The sequence below is a fragment of the Streptomyces sp. N50 genome (genome assembly GCF_033335955.1).
In the GTDB taxonomy this organism is placed as follows: domain Bacteria; phylum Actinomycetota; class Actinomycetes; order Streptomycetales; family Streptomycetaceae; genus Streptomyces.
Genome location: NZ_CP137550.1, coordinates 518,046 through 542,787 on the forward strand (window position 1 = coordinate 518,046; position 24,742 = coordinate 542,787).

A 24,742-nucleotide genomic window follows, 5' to 3' on the forward strand; every position below is an offset into this window, starting at 1 on the left:
CCACGCGCTGGGACTATTTCACCGGCGGGTGCTGTAGGCCCGGGAGGCGGCCGCGGCGGCGAGCCGTACCGCGGGCCCGGCCCGGTCGGCGCGGACCAGGGCGGTGGGCCCGGTGACGGACAGCGCCGCGGCGACATGGCCGGACGGGCCGAAGATCGGGGCGGCGACGCAGCTCACGCCGATGTTGCCCTCCTCGCGCTCCACCGCCCAGCCCCTGGCCGGCACGGCGGTCAGCTCGCGGATCACGGCTTCTTTGGTGGTCAGGGTGCGCGGGTTGCGCGGCGGTGTTCCGGCGTCGAGTACGGCGTCGATGGTCTCGGTCTCGCTGTAGGCGAGGATGGCCCGGCCCAGCGCCGAGCAGTACGCCGGGATGATCCCGCCGACCTGGGAGAGCATCGGCATGGGGCGGTGGCCGGTGATCTTCTCGACGACGAGGATCTGCGCGCCCTCCAGGACGCCGAGCTGCACGGTGGTCCTGGTCGCGCTGTGCAGGTCCTGCAGGTAGGGCAGCACGGCCTCGCGCAGTTCGAGGCGGATCGGCGCCAGGCTGGCGATCTCGAAGAGCCGGTTGCCGATGCGGTAGTGGCCGTGGGGTTTGTCCAGCCAGCCGAGCCGGATCATCCGGTCCGCGGTGCGGTGGGTGGTCGACCGGGGCAGTCCGCAGCGGGCCACGAGCGCGGAGAGGGTCAGCTCGCGGTGCGCCGCGTCGAAGGCGCCGAGGATCGCCGCCGCTCGCTCCAGGCCCGAGGCCTCGGTCTTGCCGTCCCGCGCAGTGGGACTCTTCTCTTGTTCCCCGGGGGTCATACCGGTCACGCTAAGGCTGTCCCCGCCCGGCGGACAAGCGGGCAGGGCAAGGGCTCGGCCGGGACTGTCTCCCGACCGGCGGACACGGCCAGGGCTCGGGCACATTTGTCCCGACCGGCGGACGAGGCGAGAACTCAGGCACGGCCGACTGTCCCGACCGGCGGACAGGGCGAGGACTCAGGAGGATGCCACCATCATGCGGACAGCATTGGTCGGAGGCGGTGCGAGCGGTATCGGCCACGCGGTCGCCGAGCGCCTGGCGGGTTCGGGCGACCGGGTGGTGATCACCGGTCGGCGCGCCGACGCCCTCGAAGCCGCGGCCGCGCGGCTCGGCACCATCGTGGGCGACGGCCCGGCGCGCGAGGTGCACGCCCTGATCAGCGACATGGCCGATCCGCACTCGGCCGTAGCCGCGATGGCGGAGATCGACGACCGGTACGGCGGCCTCGACGTGCTCGTGCTGAACGCCGGTGGTCCGCCGCCCGGCGGGATCCTCGACCTCGACGACGCGCGGTGGCGGGAGGCGTCCGAGCTGTTGCTGCTCGGCCCGCTGCGGCTCGCGCGCCTCGCGATGCCGGGCATGGCGAAGCGGGGCTTCGGGCGGGTGGTGTTCGTGACGTCCACGGCGGTACGGCAGCCCCAGCCCGACCTGGCCGCGTCGGTGGTGCTGCGCTCGGCGGTCACGGCCGCGGCCAAGTTGCTCTCCCGCGAGTTCGCGGCCCAGGGCGTGACCGTCAACTGCGTTGCCCCCGGCGCCACTTCGACCGAGCGGCGGACGCAGATCCTCACCAACCGCGCACGCGCCGCCCACCGCGGTTTCGACGAACTCGACGCGCAGGATCTCGCGCACATTCCGGCCGGGCGGGCCGCGCTGCCGGCGGAGATCGCGGCGGCCGTGGCGTTCCTGGCCTCCGACGAGGCGGCGTACATCAACGGGACCGTGCTCACGGTCGACGGCGGAAGGACGGAGACGATCTGATGGCGGACTCAGGATCCGGCTTCACCATGGGTGATTTCCTCGGCTCGATCCACGACACCGTGCAGCCCGGTGCGGCGCGCCCGGTAGTCGTGCACGCCGACGAACTCGCGCCCCTGCCTGCCGACCAGGTGCACAACCCGACCGTGCTGGCGATCGCCGGACTGCTGCCGACGGCCAGCTTCGAACTCTTCCGGCAGACCATCCCGGCGGGTCTCAGCTCGGACATGCAGCGCCACCATCACGAGACGGTGCACTTCGTCATCAGCGGGAACGGCCACAGCGAGATCGAGGACGACACCGAACCCTGGGCCACCGGCGACTTCATCTACACCCCGCCCTGGACCTGGCACCGCCACTACAACGACTCCGACACCGAGCCGGTCGAGTTCCTCACCATCGAGAACTCCCGCCTGCTGAACCTGCTGGGCGTCGGACGCCGGCAGAGCGCGGGCCTGGTCACGGTCGCGGAGGCCCGCGCACGATTCAAGGAGGAGCAGGCATGAGCCCGCTGCCCGCCCACATCGGCATCTGGGGCGAACTGTCCGACGTGGAGCACGAGTTGCGCTTCGTCGACGTCGCCGGCGTCCGCACCAGGGTCCTGCGCGCGGGGTCCGGCCCCGACCTGATCCTGCTGCACGGCACCGGCGGACATCTGGAGGCCTACGCCCGGGACATCGCCGGGCTCGCCGCCGACTTCCGCGTCACCGCCTACGACATGGTCGGCCACGGCTGGTCCGACCTGCCGGACCGTCCGTACACGATCGACGTGCTCTCGGATCATCTCCTCGGCCTGATGGACGAGTTGGGGATCGACAGGGCGCACCTCTCCGGCGAGTCGCTCGGCGGCTGGGTGACCGCGTGGACCGCGGCCCACCACCCCGACCGCGTCGAACGGCTCGTGCTCAACACCCCCGGGAACATCGCCAACAAGCCCGAGGTCATGGTCAAGATGCGCGAGAGCACCCTGGCCGCCGTCCGCGACCCGAGCGACGAAACCGTGCGCCGCCGCGTCGAGTTCCTCTTCCACGACACGTCGATGGTCACCGACGAACTGGTCAACCTGCGCCGCGCGGTCTACGGCCGCCCCGGCTTCCTGCGCGCGATCGAGAACACCCTGGTGCTCCAAGACCCGGAGATACGCAAGGAGTTCGCCTGGGACCCGGCCTGGGTCGGCCAAGTCACCGCACCCACCCTGCTGTTGTGGACCGACCACGACCCGACCGGCGGACTGGACGAGGCGGCGATGCTCCAGAGCTGGCTCCCCGACGCCCGCCTGCACGTCATCGAGGACGCGGGCCACTGGCCGCAGTGGGAGAAACCCGCCGAATTCTTGCGCGCCCACCGCGACTTCCTCCTCCTCGGCAAGGACCCGGCATGAGCGAGATCCTCGGCCTGGTCGCCCTGTCCCACTCCCCCTTCGCCACCCTGCTGCCGCCCGACGGCCCCGAGCAGCCCGGCGGCCGGTTCCTCGCCGAGGCGGCCCGGCTCTCCCGGACGGTCGCGCGGCTCGCGCCCGACGCGGTCGTGGTCATCGGCCCCGACCACTTCCACGCGAACTTCTACGACGCGATGCCGCCGTTCCTCATCGGCGTCGAACACGCCGTCGGATTCGGCGACTTCGGCAGCCGACCCGGCCCTCTGCCGGTCGCCGCCGAACTGGCCTGGTCCGCCTACGACGGGCTCACCCGCGCGGGCTTCGACCTGTCGCTGTCGTACTCGCTGACCGTCGACCACGGGCTCGTGCAGAGCTACGAGATGGTGTGCGGGGGCGCCGACATCCCGATGGTGCCGCTCGTCGTCAACACCGCCGCTCCCCCGCTGCCCACCATGGAGCGCTGCATCGGCTTCGGCCGGGCGCTCGGCGACACCCTGCGCGGCGACGGCGCCGCCGGCCGGGTCCTGCTCATCGCGAGCGGCGGGCTCTCCCACTGGCTGCCGACCAACGACCCGCGCGATCCGGCGATGGCCGAGGACCGCCGCCACTCGGTGATCCACGGCCGCGAGGACGCCCAGGCCTTCGCGGCAGCGCGTGAGCCCCGGGTACGGGCGATGGGTGGCGATCCCCACGCGCACGTGAACAGCGCGTGGGACCGCTGGTTCCTCAAGCAGCTGGGGACGGGAGAGTCCGAGCCGATCGCGGCCCTCGGCGACACGGGCCTTGAGGAGCAGGCGGGCAGCGGCGGGCACGAGATCCGTACGTGGCTGATCGGGCATGCCGCGGTACGGGCGCCGCTGGTGTGGAGCGCGTACGAGCCGGTTCCGGAGTGGATCACCGGGATGGGGATCGGGGCGACCTTCGAGGTGGAGTGAGCGGGGACCAACTTGGCGTCGGCTGGCCCGAGTTGAGCCCGCTCGACCTGGACGCCTGGCCTAAGATCAACACGACGGAAGTGGAGCGACGAAAGGAAACCGTGTGTCCGCGTTCCCCGACAACCTCCGCAAGGCGATCTCGACCCACGATCTCGAGGCACTGGTCGCCTGCTTCACCGAGGACTACCGCTGCGACATGCCGACCCACCCGGCGCGGAGTTTCGTGGGACAGGAGGTCGTCCGCAAGAACTGGACCGGCCTCTTCGCCCGCGTCCCGGACATCGAGGCGCGCGTGCTGCGGGCCGTGCGGGACGGTGACGTCGTCTGGAGCGAGTGGGAGATGACGGGCACCGCTGTCGACGACACGCCTTTTCTGGTGAGGGGTGTGGTCGTCGCGCACACCGAGGGCGACCGGGTCGCGCAGGCGAACTTCTATCTGGATCCGGTCGAGCGGGACGGTGCGTGAACTTCCCGCCGGTCAGCGGAAGACGGAGGGATCACGCTCCGAAAATCCGTGCCCGCATCCGTACCTCTCAGCGACCGCCGAGCCGTTCCGCCTGGCGCAACGGCCCTTGGCCGGAGTCAGTGGAGAGCCCGCCGAATCGATACACCCTCGGCGGCACTTCACTCCGTCGGCCACCACAACCGTCCGATCGAATTGTTGCCAACCCCGATCACTTGTGACCGTTTCCGATGAGGGGGTTTAGACGCTCGTCCGGGCCGTGCAGGATGGGACCGTGTTAGGCAACCTCCCAGTGATGACGACCAGCTTTGTCGGCCGCGACAGCGAACTCGACACGGTCAGAACGGCGTTGGCGCGGCAGCGATGCGTCACGCTCACCGGTGGCGGCGGGGTCGGGAAGAGCCGGCTGGCGCTGCGTGTCGCGGAGCAGGTCCGGGGGCAGTACGCCGACGGGGTCTGGTGGGTCGACCTGTCCAACCTCTACGACGACCGGCTGTTCACCGCGACGGTCTGCGACGCGGTCGATCTCCTGGACCACAATCCGCGCGCCCCGGTCGAGGCGCTGTGCGAGTGGCTGACCGGCCGGCAGATCCTTCTCGTCTTCGACTGCTGCGAACGCGTGTTGGCCTCCTGCCTGCTCCTGGTGAGCGAACTCCTCGCCGCGGCACCCCAGTTGACCGTGCTCGCCACCAGCAGACAGGCCATCGGGGTCCGGGGTGAGCACCGCGTCGAGGTGGCTCCGCTCTCCATGGAGGAGGGCGGCAGCAAAGACGCCGTACGGCTGTTCCGGGAGCGCTGTGCCACGGCCGCGCCCGCGCTGTCCCTGGACTCCCCCGGTTCCGCCGAAGCCGTCGACGCCATCTGCCGGCGCCTGGAGGGAATCCCGCTCGCGGTCGAGCTCGCCTGCGCGCGCCTGCGGGAGAGCAGCCTCGCGGAGATCGCCGAGCGTCTCGGTTCGCGGCTGGACACGCTGGTGGACGAGACGGTGTGGCCTCGGCGGCACCGAGCGCTGCGTACGGCGATCGGCTGGAGTCATGAACTGTGCTCGCCGCTCGAGAGGTTGCTGTGGGCCAGGCTGTCCGTCTTCCGCGGTCCCCTCGACGTGGGCGACGCGCAGTCCGTCTGCGCGGGCGGTCCGCTCATCGCGGACGACATCCCGTGGCTTCTCGAGCGGCTGGTCGACCAGTCGGTCCTCCAACAGGTCGGCACCCGTTACCGGATGCTCGACACGCTGTGCGAGTACGGCGCCATGTGGCTCGCGGAACTCGGTGAGGAGGAGGTCCTCGCCCGGCTCCATGCCGCGCACTTCGCCGCGATGCTGGCCGAGGCCGAGGCCGGCTGGCTCAGCGACCAGCAGGTCGCCTGGTACGCGCGGATCGCGGCGACCCACGCCGACGTACGCGCCGCACTCGACCACCTCATCGAGGCGGATCCCGATGCCGCCGTCGAGATGGCGGGCCGCACGGGCCTGTTCTGGCCGTGCTGCGGGCACCTCCACGAATCCCGCGACTATCTCGAACGCGTCCTGGCCCTCGACACCCCCAGGGGCCCGTCCCGCACCCGCGCGCAGTGGGCCCTGGGGATCACGCTCACCCTCCAGGGCGACCACGGCACCGCCCTGCGCGTCGGCGAGGAGTGCACCGAGGCGGCCCGCGAGGACGGCACCCCGCAGTCCGAGCTCTTCGCCGCCCACACCCTCGGGCTCACCCACCTCATGGCGGGCCGACCCGAGGCCGCGTACGACGTGTGCGACCAGGCGCTGATCAGCCACGGCACATCGCCGCCGTCGGGCGCGCCGCAGCTGTGCTGCATGGTGATCCGGACCTTCGCCCACTCCGCGCTGGGCCGCCTGGCCGAGGCCTACGAGGCGGCCATCGCCCTGCGCCGGCTCAGCGTCCGGTACGGCGAGCACTGGGCCCGGTCGTACGCGTTCCACCAACTCGCCTTCATAGACCTGCTCCAGGGCCGCGCGCACGACGCCGAACTGCATGCCCGGGCCATGCTCACCAGCAAGCACAACCTCAACGACAACCTCGGCATCGCCCTCGCGCTCGACCTCCTCACCGGGGCGAACGCGGTCCAGGGCAACGGCATCGCGGCCGCGCGCACGTCCGGCACCGGGAACACGTTCTGGCGCATGCTCGGCCACCCGAACCACGGCACCCCCGAACTCTCCGAGGTCCGCGACCAGTGGGAACTGCAGGCCCGCAAGTCGGTCGGCGACGACGCCTACGACAAGGCCTTCACCAACGCCCTGAACGACGACGCGGAACAGGGCCTCGCCCTGGTGATGCAGGGCCCGCTCGCCTCCTGACCGCGGGCTTCGCGGTCAGGAGGCGAGCGGGAGCCTGCCGTGCGCCACGCAGGAAGCCAAGGGGAGAGCATCTGCTCCTGTCCGGTGCGGGCTTCCGCGATGGGTCACACGCCGTTCAGGGGTAGCAGCGCCAGTCGCCGGCGATGCGGATACCGTTCACGTAGCCGTAGGACGGGATGCTCAGATTGGCCCGGCGTCCCGGTTCGACGCAGCTGGTGTAGCCACGGCTGTAGTGGAAGTACGCGACACCGGAGTGCCGGGCGTTGGAGGCGTACGTGACGTCGTGACGACGGAAGGACTGCCAGTAGCCCGCGTCTTTGTAGCTGCCCACCATGACCAGACGGCCTGAGTACACGGAGTACACGCAGACGTACGGATGCCAGCATGGACTGAGCGACGAGGATGACGCCTGAGCCGCCGGTCCGGCCACCAGACCTGCCCCGATGAGCAGAGTGGCCGACGCGCACAGCACGGCGAGCCGTTGCGCAAGACGATGACGCATGTCCATTTCCCCCCTAGTTGTTCGGACGACGAGCTCATCAGTGCTCGGCCTCGAACAGGAGGGCGCGCAAGGGTGGTTCGGAGGTGTGCGTACGGGATGCGGCCGCCCCTGCGCCCTTCTTCACGCCCGTGCCGTGCGGAAGGTGTTGCCGGTTCGTCACGCCTGCGACTGGTCCGTCGCCAGCAGCAGGGCGAGCGTGCCGAGCGCGGCTCCCGTGACGTACCGCTGTATCCGCAGCCAAGTGGGGCGCTGGACAAGGAAATTCGAGAGGGTGCCCGCGACCAAGATGATGACCAGGTTCGCGCACACGCTCACGGCGACCTGGATGCCGCCGAAGGCGAAGCCCTGGAGCAGGACGTGGCCCGCCCGGATGTCCACGAACTGCGGGATCAGGGAGAGGTAGAGCAGGGCGATCTTGGGGTTGAGGAGGTTCGTGACCAGGCCCATGGCGAAGAGTCGGCGGGTGGAGGTGTCCGCCATCTCGCGTGGGGCGAAGACGGACGCGCCGTCGGATCTGAAGGCCTGCCAGGCGAGCCAGCCCAGGTAGGCGGCGCCCGCGATCTTGAAGGACGTGTACAGCACGGGCACGGTTCTCAGCACGGCCGTCAGGCCGAGGTTCGTCACCACCACGAAGACCAGGGCGCCGGCCGCGACCCCGCCCAGCGACACCACCCCGGCGCGGCGGCCCTGGGCGATGCTCCGCGAGACCATGTACATCATGTTCGGCCCGGGAGTGATCACGACGCCGAGGGATATCGCGGCCACGCTGATCCCGTTGCCCAGGTTCACCGTCGGTGCTCCGCGCCGGCGTCGGAAGGCCGGGCGCCACCCCGGTGAACGGGCTTCCAGGTGAGTTCCCCGGAGTCGTGCGCGACGGCGTTGCCGGTGATGTGAGCGGCCGTCGAGGGGAAGTCCTCGCGATAGTGGGCTCCGCGCGACTCCTCGCGCAGCAGCGCGGACTCGACGATCAACCGCGAGGCCAGCAGGAGGTTGTCCAGGTCCAGACACGTCTGCACCTGGCCCGCGGCCCGGGGCCCGGAGGCGATGTCCAGCTTCTCCCGGCGCTCCTCCAGCGCCGCGACCGTGTCGGTCATCGCCAGGAGGTCACGGGCCGTACGGATCGGGCCGGCCTTCAAGTACATCTCCCGCCGCAGGAGTTGGAGCAGGGCCTCGGGGCAGGCGCCGCTCGGGGAGACGTCCATGCGGTAGGGCCCGGTGACCCGGATGTGCTCTTCCGTCAGCCCGGTACCGCCGCCGAGGACCGCCGCGTGCCGACCGGCGATGCGCCCGAAGACGAGGGCTTCCGACAGGCCGTTCCCGCCGAGCCGGTTGGCGCCGTGGGCCCCGCCCGCGGTCTCTCCCGCGGCGTACAGGCCGGCAATCGTGGTGCGGGCCGTGCTGTCGGTCCGGAGTCCGCCCATCAGGAAATGAGCGGTGGGGCGTACGGCGAGTACCGACGCTTCCGCCGAACCGAATCCGGGCCTGATCAGGCACAGCCGTTCGTACAGGGCCGGATAGCGCTCCGGTATCAGATGCGCGCAGGCACCGAGATCCAGCTGGACCGTGCCGTCCGCGAAACCGCGCCCCTCCATGATCTCGCGGTACGCACCGCGCGACACCTTGTCCCGGGTGGCCCGTTCGCCCAGCGGGTCGTAGCGCAGCATGAACCGCTCGCCGTCACGGTTGAGCAGGGTCGCGCCGTCGAACCGTACGGCTTCCTCGACCGGCATTCCGTCGTACGTCGGTACGTCCGACGCCAGCCCGGTGGGATGGAACTGGACGTATTCCATGTCGATGGCCTCGGCGCCGGCCCGCAGGCCGAGTGCGAGACCGTCGCACGTCTTGTCCGTGGAGGCGGCGGACGGCGCGTACATCGAGGTGCCGCCGCCGTCCGCGAGGATCACGGAGTCCGCGGCGATCTCCAGGACTTCGAGGCTCTCGACGGACAGCACCTGGAGTCCACGTACGGTTCCGTCGGCGTCGAGCAGGATGTCCGTGGCCCGCAGTCCGGAACGGACCTCGACGCGGCCCTCTTGGACGAGTCGTGCCAGTCGTCCGCCGAGCACACGCTGGATGTGGAAGCCGAGCCGGTCCTCCAGATGGACGGCACGGGGCGCGCCGTTGCCGCCGAACGGGCGCGTGGCCAATCGGCCGTCCCCGCTCTTCTCGAAGCGCAGCCCGAGGCCTTCCAGCCACTCCACCAGGCCCAACGCGCCCTCGCAGAGCGTCCGTACGATGTCCTCGTCGCCCGCGTACGCCCCGCCCGCGAGTGTGTCCTCGATGTGGGCCGCGACGCTGTCGTCCGGCGCGACGGCCGCGTTGAAGGCGTGGGTCTTCCAGGTGCAGCCGCCGGCCGAGGCCCAGCGGTGCCGGGCGTGTTCGTAGACGGCCTTCGTGACGAGGACGACGTGTGCACCCTCGGCGGCGGCCTCGATGGCGGCGGCCAGGCCCGCGCCACCGGCGCCGACGACGATCACACGCGAGGCCCACGCTGCGGGTGCGGACGTCGTCCGAGCCGTATTCACGGTCGTGTTCGCGGTCATGTTCCCTGCCTTCACCGGTGTCGTCGGCCTCGTGAGCCCGTCGCTCGTGTCAGAGCTGTGCGCAGATCTCGTCGAGCAGTCGTCGCTCGGCAGCCTCGTCGTCGTCGACTCCGCCGAGCATGTAGCCGCCGAACTTCATGTGTCCGCGCTCCCGGCCGAGGGCGATCACGCCCCGGCCGATGTCGGCGATCGCGGCTTCCACGTCGGCGAGTTCGACCTCTGTGTTCTCGTGGACGTACAACTCGGTGAGGCGCCGGGCCGGAATGATCTCGCCGTGCGCGGCGCGCACTTCGGGGTGGGATCGGAAGCTCTCCCAGTACATCCGCGAGCCCGGGATCACACCGGGCGCCGCGACCGAGATCGTGGTGATGGTGTCCCGATAGGTCTCCGCGAGGGAGAGCCAGGAGTCGACCTCTTCGTGGAGTTGCTTCCGGGTGGTACCGGGTAGTCCGAGGATTCCCGAGGCGTAGATCTTGTAGTCCAGCTCCTGGGCCAGTTCGAGCGCCTCGTAAACCCGGTCGGGTCCTTTGTTGATGCCCTTCGAGTCGCCCTTGAGGAGTTTCGGGTCGAAGGCCTCCAGGCCGACGTTCCACGTGCGGACGAAGCCCTGGCACAGCTTGGCCGACTGGAGGAACTCGAAGACCAGACCGTAGGCGAGGAGGAACCGGTGGTCCCGGAGAACCGGTGAGGCGGCGCAGTGTTCGGCGAGTTCGTCGAGGTAGCCGATGTCGCCGGACCACTGCGCCCGGGAGAACCCGAGAGTGGAGTCCCCGGCGGCGTAGACATTGGCGCCGAGGCCGCCGACCGCCTTTTCGAGTGCGGGAACGATCGTGTCCATCCGGGCGAATTTCGGGGTGAGCCCCTGGATCGAGCAGTGTTTGCACCGGCGCCCCGGGCGCGTTCCCCAGGTGCATCCTGCGTCCAGAGGGAGCGTCACCATGCGTTTCAGGTCGTAGTGATGGGCGTACCAGACGTCGAAGGCCTTGTCGTAGTACCGCTCCAGCTGATCCTCGATGAGTGCGTAGTCGGGGAGCATGCGGCGGTCGAGTGGATAGGTGGGAGCGGGCTGGTTCACGACCCCGCGGTGTTCGCGATAGGCGAGGGAAGGGACGCGTTTCAGATCGAGTTGCCCTCGTAACGCGTACAGGAGGCCGAGCATGGTGAACGGTCCGTTGTTGCCGGTGCTGACGAAATCGACGAGCCGGTGGCCGTAATGGCCGGTGAGTATTTCGCGATGGAGGATTCCCGCGTGGTCGTTGCCGAACACGACGACCGCGTCCGGGTTCACCCGCTTGATTTCCGCGGCGACGATGAAGGCCCACAGTGCGGTGGCGGTGTAGACGGTGAACGCCGCCACGTCAGGGGGATCCGCGGCGATGGCGGCACGTACGTCGTCCCACGGGACATGGCTCAAGTCCAGGTATTTCCAGGGGAGTTCGGGGAGGTACCGCTCCTGGTAGGTGATCATCTCGACCAGACCGGAGTGCGGGTAGACCGTCCCCTCGTTCCGGTACCGCTCCTGACCGTCGACGCCGTCCACGAGGGCACCGCCGCCGGAGTGGCCACCGCGGTGGGCGGAGGTGAGCGGCAGGGCGAAGTACCAGACGGACAGAGCGGCGGAGCCGGAGCGAGCACCCGGACCGGGGTCGGGTCCGGTACCGCCGGGCGGCGGGAACTCCCACTGGAACCGACCATCGACGCCGACGACTTCCTCCACCGGCTCCAAGCCCATCTCCACGACGTCTCCCACCACAGTCGGTACCAGGAGCGCCCCAGCGTCATCGCCCCCTGCCGGCCCTGTCACGCCCGGTTCCACTGAGCGGACCGGCCACCGCGGGGTTGCCCCGCTCGCGAGAGCCCGGGGTCCTCGACTCCCGCCGCAGGTCGTGCCCTTGTGGGTTTCCGGCCGGCGCGTGGCGCCGTGAGGTCAGTCGTTCTCGCAGGCCTTGGCTTTGAACTCCGCGATGGGGACGGTGACAGAGGACTCGTCGCCGCTGTCCGAGACGTCGTCGTAGCGGACCGTTCCGGGCGTGAGCCGGTCTCTGTCGGTCAGAGTGAAGGAGACGTCGCCCGACGACCATGAGTTGTCCTCGGTCCAGCCGTAGAGGTCATAGGTGGTCTTGGCGGTGAGCGGTTCGAGAGGTCTGGTCGCGGTCCAGCCGGCGGATGGAGAGTCGAGGGTCCAGGTGGTGAGACCGGCCGTGAGGGAGCGGTCGGCGGTCCATGAACCGACCGTCACCTCTTTGTCGACGTCGTCGCTGTCCACGTAGAGCGTCGCGCCGTCGATGTGATGCCCGCAGACCATCATGACGCCGAGCAGATGGCCGTCGCCGGTCACGGAGATACCGGCCACGGCGTCGACGGGCACCGTGCATCCGGAGGTGGCGGCCAGGGCCACGCCGATCGCGAAGGCGCTGCCGAAACGCCGGACCACCAGCCCTGAGTCAGTCCGCCGCACCATGCCATGCCTCCTCGGATCCGTCCCACCGTCACAGCACCGGAAGGTCGCCGGGGCTCACCAAGCCGCTCCGGTAGGCGAGGACGACCAGTTGGGCGCGGTCGCGGGCGCCCAGTTTCATCATCGCCCGGTTGATGTGCGTCTTGGCGGTCAGCGGAGAGACGTACAACCGCTCACCTATCTCGTCGTTGGAGAGCCCGGCGGCGACCAGGGCCATGATCTCGCGCTCCCGCTCGGTGAGGCAGTCGAGTTGGACCGGGCTGGGCAGCGGGCCCGGGTTCGGCTGGGAGAGGAAGCGGGCGATGAGGCCTCGGGTGGCCTTGGGCGACAGCAGGGCCTCCCCTCGGGCGACGACCCGCACGGCTTCCTGGAGGTCGGCCGGTTCGACGCTCTTGCTGAGGAATCCGCTCGCGCCGGCGTGCAGCGCGCGCAGGACGTTCTCGTCGAGTTCGAAGGTGGTGAGGATCAACACCCGTACCCCGGCGAGGTCTTCGTCGGCGGTGATCAGCCGGGTCGCCTCGATGCCGTCGAGGTCCGGCATCCGGATGTCCATGAGGATCACGTCGGCGCGGGTGCTGCCGGCGAGTTCGACCGCCTCGCGGCCGGTCGTCGCCTCGCCTACCACCTCCAGGTCCGGCGCGGCGTCGAGGAGGACCCGGAAGCCGGCCCGGATGAGTGTCTGGTCGTCGGCGAGCAGCACTCTGATCGTCACGTGGGGGTGTCCTGTCGGTCGAGTGCGGCGGGAAGGAAGGCGTCGACGGTGAAGCGGCCGTCGTCGCGTCCGGTGCGTACGCGCCCGCCGACCGAACTGACCCGCTCGCGCAGGCCGATGAGGCCGTGGCCGCAGCCGGCGGCGTCCGGGACCGGGCGGCCGGCGGCGTTCTCGACCGTGATCCCGAGACCGGCCGGGGTGTAGTCGAGCCGCAGCCGGGCCGCCGGTTCGCTGCCGTGTTTGTGCGCGTTGGTGAGGGATTCCTGGACGATGCGATAGGCGGCGAGGTCGACCGCGGAGGGCAGGGGGCGGGCCTCGCCCTCCTGCCGGTGCTCCACCCGCAGACCGACCGCGGCCAGCGAGTCCAGCATCGCCGCCAGTCGGCTCAACCCCGGCGGGGGCTCGGTCGTGGCGGCCGCGTGCCCGGCGTCCTGCTCCTCGGAGCGCAACACGTCCAGCACGGTGGAGAGTTCGGCGAGTACGGTGCGCGTGGCCTGCCGGACGTGGGCCAGTGCCTCCTCCGCGGCGTCGGGCCGCTCGCGCAGCAGATGGGCGGCGACGCCGACCTGCACGTTGATGACGGCGATGTGGTGGGCGACGACGTCGTGCAGGTCACGGGCGATGCGCAGCCGCTCCTCCACGACCCGGCGGCGAGCCTCCTCGTCGCGGCTGTGCTCGGCCTGCCGGGCCCTCACCTCGACGGCGTCCAGGTTGGCCAGGCGGATGCGGGTGGCGTCGCCGACGACGACGGCCAGGACGCCCCACACGAGGATCGCGGCGTTCTGCGGATCGGTCCAGGTCCGGCCTGCGCCGATGACGACCGCGACGTACACGGTCACGACGGTGACGGCGCCCGTCACCGCGGCGGTCCTCCGGTCGGTCCGGGAGGCGACGGTGTACGTGCAGATCACGTTCGCGGCGAGCAGCGGGCCGACGAGGGCGGCGTGCAGATTGAACGCCGCGCTCGCCGCGGTGACCGCCCCGAAGACCGGCAGCGGCCACCTGCGCCGGGCGGCGATCAGCGCGAACGCCGTCGCACCGGCGGCCAGATCCTCCGCGCCCAGCGGGCGCCCGGCACGGACCGCGAGCAGGATCACGGTGACGACCAGGAGGCCCAAGGCCACATCGGCGGCCTGCGGGTGGGAGGTGACGCGGCCTCGGAAGCGGGACAACCGGTAGTCAGCCATGGGCCGCACCGTATCGGAGGGCCGGCCACAGCCACGTCGTCCAGGCACGGTACGGGCCCCGGGGTCCGTGTACCGCGTCCGCGGTACGGCGGATCCACCGCGTCCGGACGACGTGGACGACGGATCGTGTCCCCCATCGTCTGCGCCATGACCGAACTGCCTGGACCCGAGCGCCGACGCTTTCTCCGCACCATGGCCGCGCTCAGCAGCGCCGTGACACTGGGGACGGCGGCCGGGTGCAAGTCGCCGGGGTCGGACGCGGCCGCCGCCGGCGCGACGGGGGCCGAATTCGGCGGCCGTACGCTCACCTCCGCCGCCGAGTTGCCGAAGCCGTTCACCACGCCGCTGCCGGTCCCCCCGGTGAAACGGCCGTCGCGGAGCACCGCGGACACGGACTTCTACGACCTCACCGCACGGGAGGCGAGCGTGGAGATCCTGCCCGGTCCGCGGACGACGATCATGGGCTACGACGGGATCTTCCCGGGGCCGACGATCGCGGCGCGCCGTGGCCGCAGGACCGTGCTGCGCTACCGCAACCACCTCGCCGTACCGACCGTCGTGCACCTGCACGGCGGGCACACCCCGCCGGAGAGCGACGGTTTCCCGACCGACCTCGTACTGCCCGCCACCGGCGGTGCGGCCTTCGCGGCGCAGGCCGTCGGCGGTACCGCCAGTACCGGCACCCGCGACTACACCTATCCGCTGGACCAGCGGGCCGCGACGCTCTGGTACCACGATCACCGGATGGGCTTCACCGGTCCCCAGGTCTGGCGCGGGCTGGCCGGGTTCCTGCTGCTGACCGACGACGAGGAGCAGGCCCTGCCGCTGCCGCGCGGGGACCGTGACATCCCGTTGATGATCGCGGACCGCGCGTTCGACGCGGACGGCGCGTTCCGCTACCCCGCCATGGATCCGGACCTGAGGAGCATGCCCGGTGTCGACGCCGACCACATGGCGGGCGCGGCCGGTGACGTGATCCTCGTGAACGGGGCGCCCTGGCCGGAGTTGGAGGTCGACGCGGTCCGATACCGCTTCCGCCTCCTCAACGCCTCCAACGCCCGCCGCTACGAACTCGCCCTCGACCCGGTACCGCCGGGCGGCACATCGTTCACCCAAATAGGCTCGGACCAGGGGCTGTTGGCGGCACCGCTACGGCACACCACCCTCCCGATCGCGCCGGCCGAACGGTTCGACGTGATCGTCGACTTCTCCCGCTACCCGGTCGGCACCCGGGTCACGCTCACCAACAGGGCGGGCAGCGGCGGCACTTCACGGGTCATGCGGTTCGTCGTCGCGCGCAGGGCGACCGACGACAGCCGGATCCCGGCCCGACTCTCCACCGTCGAGGCCCTGTCGACGACGTCCGCGACGACCCGGCCGTGGATGTTCCGCAAGGGCAGGGTCGCCACCATGGGCACGGACGCGGCGGGTTGGGTCGTCAACGGCCGCGCGTTCGACCCGCGTCGCGTCGACGCTTCCCCCCGCCTCGGGGAGGTGGAGATCTGGCGCCTGGCCACCGACGCCTACCACCCCGTGCACATCCACCTCTCGCCCTTCCAGGTGCTCTCCCGCAACGGCGGACCGCTCGGTCCCGGCGACCACGGGTGGAAGGACACCATCGATCTGCGGCCCAAGCAGTACGCCGACGTCGCGATCCGCTTCGCCGACCACGCGGGCCGCTATCTCCTGCACTGCCACAACCTCGAACACGAGGACATGGCGATGATGGCCACTTTCCGGACCACGCGCTGAACCGCCCACCGAGCCGTCCACCGACAAGGAAAAGGAACAACTCGTGTCCACATGCGCGCACTTCGTCCTGCGCCACCGCTGGTGGGTGATCGCGTTCTGGCTGGTCGTCCTGCTGGCCGGCGGCACCGCGGCCGGCCATCTGCCGTCCCGGCTCTCGTCGGACTTCTCCCTGCCCGGCCAGGAGGGCTCCGAGACCCAGGCCCAACTCGCCCGCTCCTACGGCGTGTCCGCCGACCTGGGCCACCTGCCGGTGCTCACCGCACCCGCCGGACACCCCGTCGACCGCGCGGACGTCACCGCCGTGGCCAACCGCCTCCGCACGATCCCCGGCGTCCGCGTCCTCGACTACGGCACCACCGGCGACCCCGGCTTCCTCACCGAGGGCGGCCACAGCACCTTCCTGCTGGTCTACGGCCCTCAACCGGCCGGTTTCGCCGACCCGTTGGCGTCCACGGTGGACCGTACGGTCAAGGCGGCCGCACGACAGCAGGGCCTCACCGCCGAGGTCACCGGCTACAACCAGCTCTCGGCCGGCAGTGACGCGGGAGACCGCGGCGGGCTCAGTGTGCTGGGTGAGACACTCATCGGCGCGCTGGGTGCGCTGCTCGTCCTCGCCCTCGTGTTCGCGTCGTTCCTCGCCCTGATGCCGCTGCTCATCGCGGGCGTGTCGATCCTGGCGACGTTCCTGGTCGTCCTCGGTCTGACCACGTTCACCGACGTCTCCTTCGTCGTGCAGTTCCTGATCGCGCTGGTCGGGCTGGGCGTGGCGATCGACTACTCGCTGCTGGTGGTCTCCCGCTGGCGCGAGGAGCGGGCTCGCGGCCGGTCGAACGACGAGGCCGTGATCACCGCGGTGACGACCGCCGGGCACGCGGTGCTCGCCTCCGGGATCACCGTCGCGATCAGCCTGGTCGCGCTCGTCGTGGTCGACGTGCCGCTCGTCCGCAGCATGGGATTCGGCGGCATGGTGATCCCGGTGATCAGCACGCTGGTCGTCCTCACCCTGCTTCCGGTCCTGTTGAGCCTGGTCGGTCCGCGGGTCGACCGGCCGAGGATCCGCAAGGAGGCACACGTCTCCCGGGCCTGGTCGGCCTGGGCGCGCGGTGTCGTCCGCCACCGCTGGGCCGCCGCCGCGACGGCCACCGCGGGGCTCGCGCTGGCGATCGTCCCGGTGTTCGGCCTGCAGATCGGCCAGGCCGGCTCCGACTCCCTGGCCCGCAGCGGCGTCGCCCACGACACGCTGGCCGCGCTCGGCGCCGGCGGGGTGGGCAGCGGGGTGCTGACGCCGATGCCGTTGCTGGTCCGCTCGGGTGCGGACGCGTCCACCGTGGCGGCTACGGCGCGGCGGGTACCCGGCGTCCGGATGGCCGTCGTGGCCCCGCCCGGGCGGGACGGCGTCACGGAGGTCGTCGTCGTACCCACCCACGAGACGGTGGACAACACCAGCGTGGCGGTGGTGACTTCGGTCCGCGACGCGACGAAGGACCTGCCTGGATACATCGGCGTGACGGGCCGGGGCGCGATCGTCCTCGACTACCAGCGGGCGGTGTTCGACGACTTCCCCTACGTCCTGGGTCTGATCGCGCTGGTCACCTTCGTGCTCCTGGTCCGCACGTTCCGCTCCCTGCTGCTGCCGCTCAAGGCGGTACTGCTGAACCTGGTCAGCGTGGCCGCGGTGTTCGGGATGATCACCTGGTTCTGGCAGGACGGACACGGCTCGAACGCCGTGTTCGGGATCGCGGCGACCGGTGCGCTGACGTTCTGGCTGCCGGTCCTGATCTTCGCGTTCCTGTTCGGACTGTCCATGGACTACGAGGTGTTCATCCTGGCCCGGATGCGCGAGGAGTACGACCGCACCGGTTCCACCGCGTACGCCGTGGAGCACGGCCTGGGCCGTACCGGGCGGCTGGTCACGTCGGCCGCGCTGATCCTGTTCTTCGCCTTCGCCGCGCTGGCGTCCGCCCCGGGCACCGACATCAAGGTCCTCGCCACCGCGCTCGGCGCCGGCATCCTGCTGGACGCAACCGTCGTACGGGCACTGCTGGTGCCGGCGATGGTCGCGCTGTTCGGCAGGTACAACTGGTGGCTGCCCGCCGGGATCGCCCGGCTGCTGCGCGTCGAGCCGTCACCGCTGGTCCCCGACGCCGTCCTTCCCGCCGGATACGAGGCCGACCCGCACCCGCCGACCCGAGCCGCGATCGACCGCGCACCTCTCCTGCCCGAGATACGTCCGTGACCCGAGCGGGGTGCCGCACACGACGCGCACAACCGGTCAGCCGAGCGACGCGAGGTACTCCTGAACCCGCCCGAGCGGCCACACCTCGCCGATCTTGTGCCTGATGTCGAAGAGGTTCGCCGCGTGGATGTCCGGGTCCCGGTCGCCCACGGCCTCCTCGACCACGACCGGCACGAACCCGTACTGCATGGCGTCCAGCGCGGTGGCCCGGACGCAACCGCTCGTCGACAACCCGCCGATGAGCACGGTGTCGATGCCGTTGGCCGTGAGGTGGGCGGCCAGTCCGGTGTCGAAGAAGGCGCTCGGGCACTGCTTCGTCACGGTCAGCTCGTGCGGCGCCGGGGCCAGGCCCTCAATGAACTCACCGAAGGGGCTGCCCTCCGCGAACACCCCCAGGACCGGCACCTTGCGCAGGAACAGGCCGCCGTCTCTCCCGTCCGCCCGCAGCAGCACCCGCGTCACGATCACCGGAATCCCGGCCCGGCGTGCGTCGGCCAGGAGGAGCCTCATCGCGTCGGCCGCCGGTTCGGCCCCGGCGTAGAGCGGGCAGTCCGGGTCGACGTAGGCGCGGGCGGGGTCCACCAGGATCAGGGCCGGGGAGGTGCCGGGGGTGAGCCGGCCGTCGAACCCCGCGCGCTCGTAGTCCTGCTGCTGATGACCGGTCATGGCGACGTCCTTCGTGAAGTGGCGGACTCCGGCGGGGAGTTGACGGCGGCCGCGTCAGCGGTACGGGGTGCCCGCAGCGATGTGGGAAACGCCAGGCAGATCACTCCCCCCATCGCGACGATGCCCGTGAGGACGAACCCCGTGGCGCGGATGTTGGCGACGAAGCGGTCCAACTCGCCCGAGCCGAGGACGTTCAGCGTGTTCAGTGTCCCGTCGTACGCGGCCTGCCGGGCCGGTTCGCTCAGCCCGGTCGTCGTGAACGCGAGCGCGAGGGCCGTACTGAGGAGGTAGCCCACGTTCTGTGTGGTCGACCGCAGGCCGTTGGCCATGCCACGCCGGTCGGCTCGCACGGACAGCATCAGCGCGCTCGTGCTCGGTGTCATGAACAGCCCGGTGCCGGCCCCGACGAGGAGGAGGAACGGGGCCACCGCCAGGAACGGCACGGTCGTCGACGAGAGTGTCAGCGAGAAGCCCAGCAGTCCGCACGCCGTCACCGCCATGCCCGTTGTCGTCAGCGTGCGCGGGGTGAAGCGGTCGAAGAGGGAACCCGCGGCGGCCGAGGCGATCAGCGTGCCGGCCGCGACCGGTGTCACCAGCACCCCCGCCTCCAGGGACGTGGCGCCGCCGACCGCCTGCTCGTGCAAGGACGCCAGGAGGACGACCGCGTAGCTGCCGATCGCGTTGGCGAGGACGGCCGCGAGCACGAGGGCGATCGCGCGGGTGCGCAGCAGCGCCACGTCGACCAGGGGATGCGCGCGGCGCGTCTGGACGACGACGAAGGCTGCGAGGAGCGCGAGGGTCACGGCGCCGCAGGCCCACGGCAGCCAGGAGGCGACGGTGGACGTGACGCCGGGTGTGAGGGTGAGGACGAGGGCGGTCAGCATGGCCGTGGACAGCAGCGCGCCCGGCAGGTCGAACGGTTCACGGACCCTGCCGACCCGCTCCACGCCCGCCGGAACCGACAGGACCGACGCGCCGATCGCGACCAGCCCGATCGGTACACAGACGACGAACAGCCCACGCCAGCCGAGGAGTTGGGTCGCCGCGCCGCCGACGACCGGTCCGGCGACCTGGGCCGTGGCAGCCACCGTGACGTTCCAGCCCAGCGCCCTGCCCAACGTGCGTGCGGGGAACACGTCGGTCAGCAGGGCCGTGTTGTTGGTGATCACGGCGGCGGCGCCCACGCCCTGCACGACCCGGGCCGCGATCAGGAACCCCGCCGACGGGGCGAGCGCCGCGAGCCCGGTCCCGGCGGTGAAGACGACGAGCCCGGCGAGGTACAGGCTGCGGCGGCCGACGATGTCGGCGAGCCGGCCGAAGACGAGGATCAGGGCGGTGGTGACCAGCATGTAGCCGAGCAGGATCCAGTCGGCCTGCCCGGGGTCGGCCCCCAGCTCCCGGGTGATGGTGGGCAGCGCGACGGCGAGACCGCTCATGTTGAGGAACACGGCCACCACCCCCACGGCGGTGGCCGCGAACACCCGCCACGGACTGCGGCCGACGGTCACGACCGCCTGCCCGGACCGTCCGGAGCGACGGTCACCCGGCCTGCGACCGTGACTTCATCAGCGGCTGGATGCGGGTGCCGAAGTTCTCCAGGCCCACGAGGAAGTCGTCGAAGACGAGCATGATCCCCTTGGTGCCCTCGACCTCGGCGACCTCGTCGAGCAGCTTTGCGACGGTCTCGTACGAGCCGACCAGCGTGCCCATGTTGAAGTTCACCGCGCCCTCGGGCAGCACGATGGTCCGGGCGGTGGAGGTGTCGTCGGCGGTGGTGTCCGTGGCGGATTCGCCGGCCATGTACGCCAGCGCCGCATGGTCGGCGTTGTCGTGGTAGTCCTGCCACTTCGCCCGGGCGGCCTCGTCGGTCTCGTCGGCGATGATCATGAAGAGGGAGAGCGCGCCGACGTCACGGCCGGTTCCCTCCGCCGCGTCCACGAGCGAGGCCACGGTGTCCGACAGGGCGACGGGGGTGTTGACCCCGCTGCCCAGGATGAAGTTGTACTCGGCGTGCTCGGCGGCGAACCGGATGCCTGTGGGGCTCTGCCCGGCCGCGACGATGTCGATGTGCCCGTCCGCCGGGCGCGGGGAGAGCACGCAGTCGTCCATCTCGTAGAACTCGCCCTTGAAGTTGCTGACGCCCTCGCTCCACAGCTCCTTCATCACGGTGACGTACTCGGCGGCGCGGGCGTAGCGGTTGCCGAAGTGTTCGTCGCCGGGCCACAGGTCCATCTGGGAGTACTCGCCGGGTGCCCAGCCGGTGACGATGTTGATGCCGAAGCGGCCGGGGGCGATGGAGTCGATCGTGGTGGCCATGCGGGCGACGATCGCCGGGGGCAGGACGAGGATCGGGGTGGAGGCGTACAGCTTGATCCGGTCCGTCACGGCGGCCAGGCCCGCCATCAGCGTGAACGACTCCAGGTTGTGGTCCCAGAACTCGGTCTCGCCGCCGAAGCCCTTGAGTTTGATCATCGACAGCGCGAAGTCGAGCCCGTGCTCCTCGGCCTTCTGCACGATGGCCTTGTTGAGCTCGAAGCTCGGCAGGTACTGGGGTGAACTCTTCGATATGAGCCAGCCGTTGTTGCCGATGGGGATGAATACGCCGATGTCCATGCCGCTCCTGTGTGACGGGTGGGCGGGGGTGAGTCTGACGGGGTGACAACGTCCGGACATGATCAAGGGGTTCCATACCCCGTTCACGACACCCCGTTCCCCCGGATGCCGAGTATTGTCACCCGAGCGAACACGGGTGGACGACCGGGGCAACTCGGTCTGGACCGCTGCCTGTTGAGAGCCGTGTGCGAGAGCGGGAGTCAAAGGTGAGAGTCCTGCGCAGCACCGCGTTATGTGAGGCGGGAACGGTAAAATTTACGGTATGAACGCACGTCTGGCCCTGCTCGGCACCGTGGACCCCGGCGTCACCGAGAGCGAGGTCTTCCGGCTGGCTCTGCAGCACGCGGTGGGCGAGCTGGGCGCGCTCGGGGGAGCGATTCATCTGCGCGGCCCGATGTCCGCGCTGCGGCTGGTGTCGTCGACCGGTCTGCCGCCCGCCCTCACCCGCCCGTGGGAGATCATCGATCAGGAGGGCCCGACCGCTCCGGCCAGGGCCGTTCGCAAGGGCAGTGGTGTGTGGGTGCCGGTGCGGCCCGCCGCCGCGGGTCAGGAGCTCGCCTGGCCCGGTGCCGGGCTGGCCGCCGTACCGGTGTCCGGTGGGGACCGCAGTATCGGCGCGCTCACGGTCCTGATGGGCGCGCAGGGCGAGCCCACCCCCGGGCAGTGGGACTTCCTCCGGGATCTGGTCGCCTGGACCGAGGAGCGGATGAGGCAGGCGCCCCCGCCCTCCACGCCTTCCCGGAGCGAGCCGAGCGGCCACCGTGACCGGCTTCGGCAGGCGCTGAAGGAGGTCAGTGTCGGCTCGTGGGACTGGGACATCCAGGGCGGCGAGCTGCTCTGGGACGAGGCGGCCCTGGAGCTCTACGGCACCAGACCCGAGGACTACACCGCCCGGGTCGAGAACTGGATGGCGTGCGTCCACCCCGACGACCTGGCGCCGACGCTGGACGCCGTGGACCGGGCGATCCGCGAGCACGGCGTGTTCGAGGCCGAGTACCGGGTACGGCGTCTGGACGGCACGTACGGCTGGACGCAGGCCCGCGGCCGGGCGACCTACGACGAGGACGGCGAGCCCCTCCGGATGATCGGCGTGGGCTGGGAGAGCAACGAGTCCCGGACCGCCCGGGACGCGCTCAGCCGGGCCCTGCGTCACATGAGCGACGGCTTCCTCGCGGTGGACGACGAGTGGCGGATCACCTTCGCCAACCTGGAGGCTGAGCGCACGCTGGGCCTCTCCGAGGAGGAGCTGTTCGGGCGCCTGCTGTGGGAGCTGCCCACCGTGCGGAACGTACCCGGCCTGGAGGACCGCTGCCGGAAGGCCGCGGCCGAGGAGACGCCCGTCGGCTTCGACGCCCAGTTGGAGGGCACCGGCCGCCGTCACCACCTGCGGCTGGTCCCGGGTCCCGACGGAGTCACCCTCTACCTCACCGACGTCACCGAGAAGCGGCAGCACGAGGAGGAGCGCCGGGCGTCCGAGCTGGCGGTGGCCCGACGCGCGGTCCGGATGGGCGAGTTGACGGCCGCTCTCGCCAAGGCGACGACCTCGCAGGACGTGGTGGCCGCGGTCGCCCGCCGGGTGCTGCCGCCGTTCGCCGCCGCCGGGCTCCTGGTGCAGGCCGTCGAGGGCGACCGGCTGCACACCGTGGGCGCGGACGGCTATCCGGACGACTTCCTGGCCACCGTCGACGGCCGCGTCCGGACGCCCGGTGAACCCGGCTGGGACGTGATCGCGTCCGGTGTGCCCATGTTCCTCTCCTCGACCGAGGAGTACGCGGCCCACTACCCCGAGCTGGCCGCCAGACCGGAACGCGCGGGGAAGGAGGCGTGGGCGTTCCTCCCGCTGACCGCGTCCGGCAACACCTTCGGCGTCTGCGTCGTCGCCTTCGACCGCGCCCGCCGCCTCACCGACGAGGAACGCACCCTGCTGACCACGATCAGCGCCCTCGTCGCCCAGGCCCTGGAACGAGCCCGGCTCTACGACGCCGAGCACACCCGGTCCCGCGAACTCCAGCGCAGCCTGCTCCCCCGCGCCCTCCCCGAGCTCCCGGCGTGCACCGCGGCCGCCCGCTACCTTCCCGCGGGCCAGGGCATGGACGTCGGCGGCGACTGGTACGACATCATCCCGCTCTCCGGCGGCCAGGTCGCCCTCGTGGTGGGCGACGTCATGGGCCACGGCCTCCCGGAGGCGGCGACGATGGGCCGCCTGCGCACTGCGCTGCACACCCTCGCCGATCTGGAGCTGCCGCCCGACGAGATCATGAGCCACCTGAACGAGCTCGTCGCCGGTATGGGCGAGGAGTCGTACGTGACCTGTCTGTACGCGCTCTACGACTCGACGACCCAGATCTGTTCCATCGCCGGGGCCGGTCATCCGCCACCGGCCGTGGTCCACCCGGACGGCACCGTGCACTTCCCGCAGCTGTCGGCCGACCCGCCGCTCGGCGCGGCTGAACCCCCTTTCGAGACAGTCGAGTTGAAGGTCCCGGAGGGAAGTCTCCTCGTGCTCTACACCGACGGTCTGGTGGAGTCGTCGAAGCGCGAGATGGACGAGGGCATGGCTGACCTCGCCCGCCTCCTGAGCTCGGCGCACCGCACCGAGTCCGGCGCGGAGGCGGACCTGGAGGACCTCTGCGACACCCTCACCGCGGGCCTCCTCCCCGCCGAGCACTCGACGGCCGACGACGCCGCCCTCCTCGTCGCCCGCCTGCACGCCCTGACCAGCGACAAGATCGCCTCCTGGCCGCTCCCGCAGGATCCACGCGCGGCGGGCCAGGCCCGCCGTCACGTCCGGGAGCAGCTGCGCACCTGGGGCCTGGAGGACCTGACCCCGACCACGGAACTCCTGGCCAGCGAGCTGGTCGGCAACGTCGTACGCCACGCCAAAGGCCCGGTCAGCCTGCGCCTCCTGCACGGCGCCGAGCTGATCTGCGAGGTCTTCGACGGCAGCCTGACGATGCCCCGTATCCGCCGCGCCACGGAGACGGACGAGGGCGGTCGCGGTCTGCAACTGGTCACCGCCCTCTCCCAGCGCTGGGGCACCCGCTACACGCCGACCGGCAAATGCATCTGGACGGAACAGACGCTGGGCGCTCCCGGGGCCCGGCAGGAACTCCCCGACGACGCCCTGGAGTTGATGTTTCCGACCGCCGTGGACTTCACCGGGGACCTCGACTCGCTGCCGTTCGGGGACGAGGACTGACGCG

21 protein-coding genes are annotated in these 24,742 nt (G+C 71.0%); 9 read left to right on the forward strand and 12 right to left on the reverse strand.

What is annotated here, in order from left to right; translation table 11 throughout:
- Window positions 1–18 precede the first annotated feature (18 nt).
- The gene (locus R2B38_RS46860) at window positions 19–804 is read right to left on the reverse strand and encodes an IclR family transcriptional regulator (protein WP_318022308.1); all 786 of its coding nucleotides are present in this window, start codon (window positions 802–804) and stop codon (window positions 19–21) included.
- Window positions 805–1,000: 196 nt separating this feature from the next.
- On the opposite strand from R2B38_RS46860, the gene R2B38_RS46865 reads away from it, so the two are divergent.
- The 6 genes from R2B38_RS46865 (at window position 1,001) to R2B38_RS46890 (ending at window position 6,870) form a co-directional block, all read left to right on the forward strand.
- A complete protein-coding gene (locus R2B38_RS46865; protein WP_318022309.1) occupies window positions 1,001–1,783 on the forward strand; it encodes an SDR family oxidoreductase in 783 nt (260 codons plus the stop codon).
- Window positions 1,783–2,286 (forward strand): cupin domain-containing protein, encoded by a 504-nt coding sequence (locus tag R2B38_RS46870; RefSeq protein WP_033281069.1) that lies wholly within the window; start codon window positions 1,783–1,785, stop codon window positions 2,284–2,286. The genes R2B38_RS46865 and R2B38_RS46870 overlap by 1 nt, the downstream gene beginning before the upstream one ends.
- A complete protein-coding gene (locus R2B38_RS46875) occupies window positions 2,283–3,161 on the forward strand; it encodes an alpha/beta fold hydrolase (protein WP_318022310.1) in 879 nt (292 codons plus the stop codon). The genes R2B38_RS46870 and R2B38_RS46875 overlap by 4 nt, the downstream gene beginning before the upstream one ends.
- Window positions 3,158–4,093, forward strand: a complete 936-nt coding sequence (locus R2B38_RS46880; protein ID WP_318022311.1) for a 2,3-dihydroxyphenylpropionate 1,2-dioxygenase — start codon at window positions 3,158–3,160, stop codon at window positions 4,091–4,093. Before R2B38_RS46875 ends, R2B38_RS46880 begins: the two co-directional genes overlap by 4 nt.
- Before the next feature lie 103 nt (window positions 4,094–4,196).
- A complete protein-coding gene (locus R2B38_RS46885) occupies window positions 4,197–4,559 on the forward strand; it encodes a nuclear transport factor 2 family protein (protein ID WP_318022312.1) in 363 nt (120 codons plus the stop codon).
- A gap of 292 nt (window positions 4,560–4,851) precedes the next feature.
- Window positions 4,852–6,870 (forward strand): ATP-binding protein, encoded by a 2,019-nt coding sequence (locus tag R2B38_RS46890; protein WP_318022313.1) that lies wholly within the window; start codon window positions 4,852–4,854, stop codon window positions 6,868–6,870.
- 115 nt (window positions 6,871–6,985) lie between these two features.
- On the opposite strand, the gene R2B38_RS46895 is transcribed toward R2B38_RS46890, so the two are convergent.
- The 8 genes from R2B38_RS46895 to R2B38_RS46930 all read right to left on the reverse strand — a co-directional run bounded on the left by R2B38_RS46895 (window position 6,986) and on the right by R2B38_RS46930 (window position 14,272).
- Window positions 6,986–7,372, reverse strand: a complete 387-nt coding sequence (locus tag R2B38_RS46895; RefSeq protein ID WP_318022314.1) for a hypothetical protein — start codon at window positions 7,370–7,372, stop codon at window positions 6,986–6,988.
- A 37-nt stretch (window positions 7,373–7,409) separates the two neighbouring features.
- Window positions 7,410–7,532 carry a hypothetical protein gene (locus R2B38_RS46900; RefSeq protein ID WP_318022315.1) on the reverse strand — a complete coding sequence of 41 codons (123 nt, stop codon included), beginning with the start codon at window positions 7,530–7,532 and terminating at the stop codon, window positions 7,410–7,412.
- Window positions 7,529–8,161, reverse strand: a complete 633-nt coding sequence (locus R2B38_RS46905) for a LysE family translocator (RefSeq protein ID WP_318022316.1) — start codon at window positions 8,159–8,161, stop codon at window positions 7,529–7,531. Before R2B38_RS46905 ends, R2B38_RS46900 begins: the two co-directional genes overlap by 4 nt.
- A complete protein-coding gene (locus R2B38_RS46910) occupies window positions 8,158–9,915 on the reverse strand; it encodes an FAD-binding protein (protein WP_318022317.1) in 1,758 nt (585 codons plus the stop codon). The genes R2B38_RS46905 and R2B38_RS46910 overlap by 4 nt, the downstream gene beginning before the upstream one ends.
- Window positions 9,916–9,964: 49 nt before the next feature.
- A complete protein-coding gene (locus R2B38_RS46915) occupies window positions 9,965–11,653 on the reverse strand; it encodes a hypothetical protein (RefSeq protein ID WP_318022318.1) in 1,689 nt (562 codons plus the stop codon).
- Window positions 11,654–11,842: 189 nt separating this feature from the next.
- Complete coding sequence (locus tag R2B38_RS46920) at window positions 11,843–12,376, reverse strand: hypothetical protein (protein ID WP_318022319.1); 534 nt, start codon at window positions 12,374–12,376, stop codon at window positions 11,843–11,845.
- Window positions 12,377–12,404: 28 nt separating this feature from the next.
- On the reverse strand, window positions 12,405–13,085 hold the full coding sequence (locus R2B38_RS46925; RefSeq protein ID WP_318022320.1) for a response regulator transcription factor: 681 nt from the start codon (window positions 13,083–13,085) through the stop codon (window positions 12,405–12,407).
- Complete coding sequence (locus R2B38_RS46930) at window positions 13,082–14,272, reverse strand: sensor histidine kinase (protein ID WP_318022321.1); 1,191 nt, start codon at window positions 14,270–14,272, stop codon at window positions 13,082–13,084. The genes R2B38_RS46925 and R2B38_RS46930 overlap by 4 nt, the downstream gene beginning before the upstream one ends.
- Before the next feature lie 147 nt (window positions 14,273–14,419).
- Between R2B38_RS46930 and R2B38_RS46935 the strand changes: the two genes are divergently transcribed.
- Together R2B38_RS46935 and R2B38_RS46940 are read left to right on the forward strand one after the other, a co-directional pair.
- On the forward strand, window positions 14,420–16,024 hold the full coding sequence (locus R2B38_RS46935) for a multicopper oxidase family protein (protein WP_318022322.1): 1,605 nt from the start codon (window positions 14,420–14,422) through the stop codon (window positions 16,022–16,024).
- A gap of 43 nt (window positions 16,025–16,067) precedes the next feature.
- Window positions 16,068–18,260 carry an MMPL family transporter gene (locus R2B38_RS46940; RefSeq protein ID WP_318022323.1) on the forward strand — a complete coding sequence of 731 codons (2,193 nt, stop codon included), beginning with the start codon at window positions 16,068–16,070 and terminating at the stop codon, window positions 18,258–18,260.
- Window positions 18,261–18,296: 36 nt separating this feature from the next.
- On the opposite strand, the gene R2B38_RS46945 is transcribed toward R2B38_RS46940, so the two are convergent.
- Genes R2B38_RS46945 through rutA form a run of 3 tightly spaced genes read right to left on the reverse strand, consistent with a single transcriptional unit; the run spans window position 18,297 to window position 21,539 of the window.
- Window positions 18,297–18,926 (reverse strand): isochorismatase family protein, encoded by a 630-nt coding sequence (locus tag R2B38_RS46945; RefSeq protein ID WP_318022324.1) that lies wholly within the window; start codon window positions 18,924–18,926, stop codon window positions 18,297–18,299.
- Complete coding sequence (locus R2B38_RS46950) at window positions 18,923–20,434, reverse strand: MFS transporter (protein ID WP_318022325.1); 1,512 nt, start codon at window positions 20,432–20,434, stop codon at window positions 18,923–18,925. The genes R2B38_RS46945 and R2B38_RS46950 overlap by 4 nt, the downstream gene beginning before the upstream one ends.
- A 31-nt stretch (window positions 20,435–20,465) precedes the next feature.
- On the reverse strand, window positions 20,466–21,539 hold the full coding sequence (rutA, locus tag R2B38_RS46955; RefSeq protein WP_318022326.1) for a pyrimidine utilization protein A: 1,074 nt from the start codon (window positions 21,537–21,539) through the stop codon (window positions 20,466–20,468).
- Between the two features lie 262 nt (window positions 21,540–21,801).
- Between rutA and R2B38_RS46960 the strand changes: the two genes are divergently transcribed.
- Window positions 21,802–24,738: a SpoIIE family protein phosphatase gene (locus tag R2B38_RS46960; protein ID WP_318022327.1), complete on the forward strand. Its 2,937-nt coding sequence runs from the start codon at window positions 21,802–21,804 to the stop codon at window positions 24,736–24,738.
- Window positions 24,739–24,742: the final 4 nt, after the last annotated feature.